At 68.3% G+C, this 6,383-nt stretch carries 1 protein-coding gene; it reads right to left on the bottom strand.

All coding sequences use genetic code 11. The features are described 5' to 3' along the window. Positions 1 to 6,359, bottom strand: a 6,359-nt coding sequence (locus tag ABZW16_RS42605; protein WP_354961857.1) for an SDR family NAD(P)-dependent oxidoreductase, incomplete at its 3' end; no start/stop codon positions are given. Between the last annotated feature and the right edge of the window lie 24 nt (positions 6,360 to 6,383).

A 6,383-nucleotide genomic window follows, 5' to 3' on the forward strand; every position in this document is an offset into this window, starting at 1 on the left:
AACAACCGCAAACCCAGATGCCGAGCCAACTGCACCGCAGCCATACCCACACCACCGGTGGCCGCGTGCAACAGCAGAGTCTCACCAGGCTGCGCAGCAGCCAGATCAACCAAACCGTAATAAGCCGTCGCATACACCGCGGGCACGGCAGCCGCTCGGGCGAAGGACCAGCCGCTCGGCATCGGCGCGAGCAATCGACGATCGACCACCACCGTCGAACCGAGACCAGGAATGAACCCGAAAACCCGATCTCCCGGCGCGAATTCGGTCACATCGGGTGCCACTTCGAGCACGATTCCGGCGCCTTCACTACCGATCCGGGCATCGGCATCGGGATAGGTGCCCAGCGCGATGAGGATGTCGCGGAAATTGACGCCGACCGCCCGCATACTCACCCGGACCTGCCCGGCCGCAAGCGGTTCGGACGCGCTCGCATCCTCGGCCAGGCGGAAGTTGTCCGCCGACAAAGTTCCCTTGCCGAACAAGGTCAGTGCCCAGGTCGACCTGTCGGACACCGAGCCGTCGCCGAGCGCCCCAGCGTGCTGTGCTGTGGCTACCTCGACGACATCCGAACCGATCCGGCTCAGACGCGGTGTGTGGGCTGCTCCACGGCGCACAGCGAGCTGTGCTTCACCTTCGGTCGTCAAAGCCATTTCCGCACACCGTCGATAGTCCGACCAGTCGTCGCCATCGATGACGAAGATCCGGTCCGGATGCTCACTCTGTGCGGAGCTCAGCAGACCCCAGGCCGCCGCGGCGAGCAAGTCCACTACCTCGCCGGGATGCACCGCGACCGCATGCCGCGTGACGACGACAATGGGCCCGTCCGCAGTCAGCAGTCGCTGCACTCGCTGCGTCAGTGCCGTCACCGAATCTCGTACTGCCGTAGGGACATCGGCGACGACGGGGTCCGCGGGATGTCCGGAGGGTTCGGCGTCGAGCCGCACCACCGTGGCAATCCGTCCGGCGATCGCGACGGTTTCCCCGTCATCGGTAGCGCTCCACACGCCGGTCGGCAGATCGGACGCCGATGTGGGCAGCGCGATCCAGTCGACGCCGTAACCGAGCCCCTCGCTGCGACGCGGCGCAGCGCCGAGAGCCTCGACCGACACCGGCCGCAAGGTCAGCGCGCCGATTTCGGCCACCACCATGCCCGCGGTATCGGTGAGGGTCACGGCAATCCGCTCGTCACCGGCGGCGGCATCCTGTTGCGTCACACGGACCCGAAGCGATGTCGCCCCGGTCGCGTACAATGCGACGTTCTCCCACGAGAACGGGACGACAACCGCATTCGGTCGCGCGGGAGCCGAGCCGCCGAGCAGGATCGCGTGCAGCGCGGCGTCCAACAGCGCCGGATGCACCCCGAATCCCGCGGCCTCCGAGCGGGCGGGCTCGGGCAGCTCGACCTCCGCGAAGAGCTCGCCGTCGCCTCGCCACAGCGCGGTCAGGCCGCGGAACACCGGCCCGTACTCATAGCCCGATTCCGCCAGTCCCGCATACGCGTCCGCGAGCGCGATGGCCGTCGCACCGACCGGCGGCCAACTCGTTTGATCCGAGCCGAGTGTCGGCGCATCCGATCGGGCGGCGACCGTCCCGACGGCGTGGCGCACCCATTGTGCCGAATGCTCCTGTGCCGCAGCAGCAATGCGGGGACGGGAGTACACCGACACCGTGGCGGCACCGGTCTCATCCGGTCCGCTCGCCACGACCCGCAGTTCGACAGCGCCCACGGACGGCACCGGCAGCGGGGCCTCGAGCACCAACTCCCCCACGTGCGGGCAGTCGACCATCGAACCCACATGCAACGCCAGGTCCACCAGGGCGGCCCCGGGAAGCAATGCGACACCGCCGATAATGTGGTCGCCCAGCCAGGGTTGATCCGCTTGTGACAACGTGCCCGTGAATACCGCGCCCGGCGAATCCGGCAGTCGCACCATCGCGCTCAGCAGCGGATGGTCCGCATCATCGAGACCGGATTGCCGAATATCGTGCCCGCCGGCCGGGCGCAACCAATACCGCTGGTGCTGAAATGCGTACGTCGGCAGGTCCACCCGGGCCGCGGAGCGGCCCGCGAACAGCGGCGTCCAGTCCACCGCCATTCCGGCGACCGCGGCCTGCGCCAGCGCGGAGACGAATTGGATCGGCTCGTCGGTCGAGCGGCGCGCGGTCGCGATGACCATCGACTCGGCCTCGACGACCGGAGTCTCGGCAAGGCACTCGCGAGTCATCGCGGCCAGCACGGCATCCGGGCCGATTTCCAGGAACCGCCGCACACCGGCCCGTGCCAGCGTCTCGATCCCCGGCGCGAATCGCACACAACCGCGCACCTGTTCGACCCAGTACTCCGGATCGGTCACTTCGGCCTCGGCCACCAGACCGGAAACATTCGACAGCATGGGGATGTTCGGGCGGCGGTAGGTCAACCCCTGTGCGACCGCGCGGAATTCATCGAGCATCGGCTCCATCAGCGCCGAATGGAACGCGTGGCTGACCCGTAGCCGCGAGGTCCGCACACCGTCGGCCGCCAATCTTTCCGCAATCGCCTCGATCGCTTCCGTCGTACCCGATAAGACCACCGACGACGGACCGTTCACGGCGGCCATCGACACCCGTTCCGAGAATTCGGCGAGCACCTGTGCCGCTCGATCCGCCGGCAATGCCACGGCCAGCATGGCCCCGCCCGCCGGCAGTGCGCCCATCAACCGTCCACGCGCCACCACCAGGGTGCACGCGTCCGGCAACGACCACACCCCCGCCGCGTACGCGGCCGCCAACTCTCCGATCGAATGTCCGATCACCATGTCCGGTTCGACGCCGAACGACTGGACCAGCCGGAACAACGCCACCTCGAAGGCGAACAGGGCGGGCTGGGTGAACTCCGTCCGGTCCAGCAGACCCCGGCCGTTCGCGTCATCGCTGGACGAGCCACCGCTGGGATCGTCTGCCGTCGCATCGTTCTCGCCGAACACCAGTTCCTTCAGCGATCGACCCAGCAGCGGATCGATCTGCGCGCACACCTCGTCGAAGGCCGCGGCGAACACGTCGAAGGCGGCGTACAACTGCGCGCCCATTCCGGCTCGCTGCGCGCCCTGTCCGGTGAACAGGAACGCCGACATACCCGTATTCGCGTTCGCCTCGATGGTGCCGGGCGCACCCGCGGCCAGCTCGGCCAGACCGGCCAGCAGTTCGGCCCGGTCGCGGCCGACGACGGCCGCGCGCCGATCGAGCCGGGCACGGGAGGTCAGCAACGTGTGCGCGACATCCCACGCGTCCAGGTCGGGACGGCGAATCAGCCACTGGCGCAAGCGATCCGCCTGATCCCGCAGACCCGCTTCCGACCTCGCCGACACCAGCCACGGGATGGCGGCTTCGCTCCGGGGACGCTCGGCCGGTGCCGCCGGGGCGGGACGGGCGGGTGCTTCCTCCAGGATGGCATGTGCGTTGGTACCGCTGATGCCGAACGACGACACCCCGGCGCGGCGCACGCGGCCACCGGACGGCCATGGCCGCGCCTCGGTCAACAACTCGACCGCCTCCGCCGACCAGGCCACGTGCGGGCTCGGCGCATCGATATGCAGTGTCTTGGGCAGTGTTTCGTGGCGCAGCGCCTGCACCATCTTGATCACGCCGCCGACGCCGGCTGCGGCGATGGTGTGCCCGATATTCGATTTGATCGAGCCGATGCGCAACGGTTCGCCCGCACGGTCACGCCCGTAGGCGGCGATCAGGGCGTGCGCCTCGATCGGATCGCCCAGGGTCGTTCCGGTGCCGTGCGCCTCCACCGCGTCGACATCAGCGGGTCGCAAGCCGGCATTGGCCAACGCCGCCGCGATCACCCGCTCCTGCGAAGGACCGTTGGGGGCGGTCAGGCCATTGCTCGCACCGTCCTGATTGACAGCGCTGCCGCGGACGAGGGCGAGGACATTGTGTCCGAGTCGCTCGGCGTCGGAGAGCCGCTCGAGCACCAGCACGCCGACCCCCTCGGAGAAGGCGACACCGTCCGCCGCGGCGGCGAACGACTTGCACCGTCCATCGGCCGAAAGCCCACGTTGGCGGGAGAAATCGACGTAGAGATATGGACTGGCCGAGACCGTCACCCCACCGGCCAGCACCAGCGAGCTCTCCCCTTGGCGCAGCGCCTGGCAGGCCAGGTGCAGCGAGACCAAGGATGAGGAGCATGCGGTGTCCACGGTGACGGCGGGCCCTTCGAGACCGAGGACATAGGCCACTCGGCCGGAGATCACACTCTGCGTGGTGCCGGTGAGCCGGAAACCTTCCAGCTCGCCGGTCACCTGGTCCACGTACCCCGAATTGGACGCGCCCGCGAATACGCCGGTGTCGCTGCCGCGCAGCGACGTCGGGTCGATACCTGCGTTCTCCAGCGCCGCCCAGGACGCCTCGAGCAGCAGCCGCTGCTGCGGATCCATGGCCGACGCTTCACGCGGGCCGATACCGAAGAATCCGGCATCGAAATCCCCTGCATTGTCGAGGAATCCGCCATTGCGGGTGTAGATGGTGCCCGGCTTGTCCGGGTCCGCGTCGAAGAGCCGCTCCAGATCCCAGCCACGATCGGTGGGGAACTCGCCGATGGCGTCGGTTCCGGTGGCGAGCAATTCCCAGAGTTCGTCCGGGGATTCGACACCGCCGGGGAATCGGCAACTCATGCCGACGATGGCGATCGGATCGTCGGCTCGCACCCGACGCGCAGCCGCCGCGACAGGCTCGACCACTGTTGTCGGCACGACCTGTGAGCGCACCAGTTTCGCCACCGCCGCCACGGTCGGATGGTCGAAGACCAGGGTCGAGGGCAATGTCAGTCCGGTGGCCTTGGCCAGGCGGTTGCGGAATTCCATGACACCGAGCGAATCGAAGCCGATATCACGGAACGGCTTGTCCACCGGGATCGAATCCGCCCCGTCGTGCCCGAGCACGGCCGCGGCCTGGGTCCGGATGACATCGAGGATGACGCGGTCCTGTTCGGCGACCGAGCGGCCGAGCAACTGCACAGCCAGGCCCGAATCCTCGTGCACCCGGTTGTCCACGCGACGCCGCGACGGCCGCGCCACACCGCGCAGTACCGGGCGCAGGCCACCGGGACGTGCGTCGGCCAGTGCGGTCCGGTCGATCCTGGCGGCGACGAATCCGGCCTTGCCGACGGTCAGCGCAGTGTCGAACAGCGCCATTCCTTCCCGGTCGTCCAGCGGCGGGAAGCCCTCGCGCCGCAGCCGGGCGAAGTCCTCCGCGTCGAGGACACTGGTCATCCCGGTACGCTGCGGCCACGGGCCCCACGCCACTGCGGTGGCGGGCAGCCCGGTCAACTGCCGGTGCCGGGCCAGCGCGTCGAGGAAGACGTTGGCGGCGGCGTAATTCGCCTGCCCCGGATTACCGATGACGCCCGCGATGGACGAATAGAGCACGAACAGCGACAGATCGAGATCCTTGGTCGCCTCGTGCAGATGCCACGCCGCATCGACCTTGGGCCGCAATACTTCCGCGAGACGCTCACCCGTCATCGTCTCGAACATGCCATCGGCCAGCACACCCGCGGCATGGATGACACCGGTCAACGGATGCTCCGCCGGAATCGCGGCCAAGACCGCGTCCAGCGCAGCACGGTCGGCCACATCGCAGGCGACGATATCGACGTGCGCGCCGAGCGCGCCGAGTTCTTCACCTAGCTCGGCCGCGCCGGGTGTGTCGAGGCCGCGACGGCCCGCCAGCACCAGGCGGCGCACGCCGTACTCGGTGACCAGATGCCGCGCGGCCAACGCGCCGAGTCCGCCGGTGCCGCCGGTGATCAGGACGGTGCCGTCGGCAGGCAGCGGCGTCGGCACGACCAGCACGTTCTTGCCGATATGCCGGGCCTGGCTGATATGCCGGAACGCCTCCGGTGTGCGCCGCACATCCCACGCGGTGGTCGCGAAGGGCGTCAACGCACCGGATTCGAACAGTGCGACGAGGGTGGCCAGAATCGCTTGCAGCCGAGCCGGATCCACCTCCAACAGCATGAAGTTGCGGTAGTCGACGCCCGGGTGTTCGGCGGCCACCACATCAGAGTCACGCCGGTCGAGCATCCCCATCTCGATGAACCGACCACCCCGCGGCAACAACCGCAATGACGCGTCCACGAACTCACCCGCCAACGAATCGAGCACAATGTCCACACCACGCCCCCCGGTCACCTCGAGGAACTTCCCCTCGAAACCCAACGACCGCGAATCACCGATCTCATCATCGGCAAAACCCAACTCCCGCAATACATCCCACTTCGGCTCACTCGCGGTGACCAACAACCGCAAACCCAGATGCCGAGCCAACTGCACCGCAGCCATACCCACACCACCGGTGGCCGCGTGCAACAGCAGAGTCTCACCAGGCTGCGC

This window comes from Nocardia sp. NPDC004604, assembly GCF_040609795.1.
Classification (GTDB): Bacteria; Actinomycetota; Actinomycetes; order Mycobacteriales; family Mycobacteriaceae; genus Nocardia.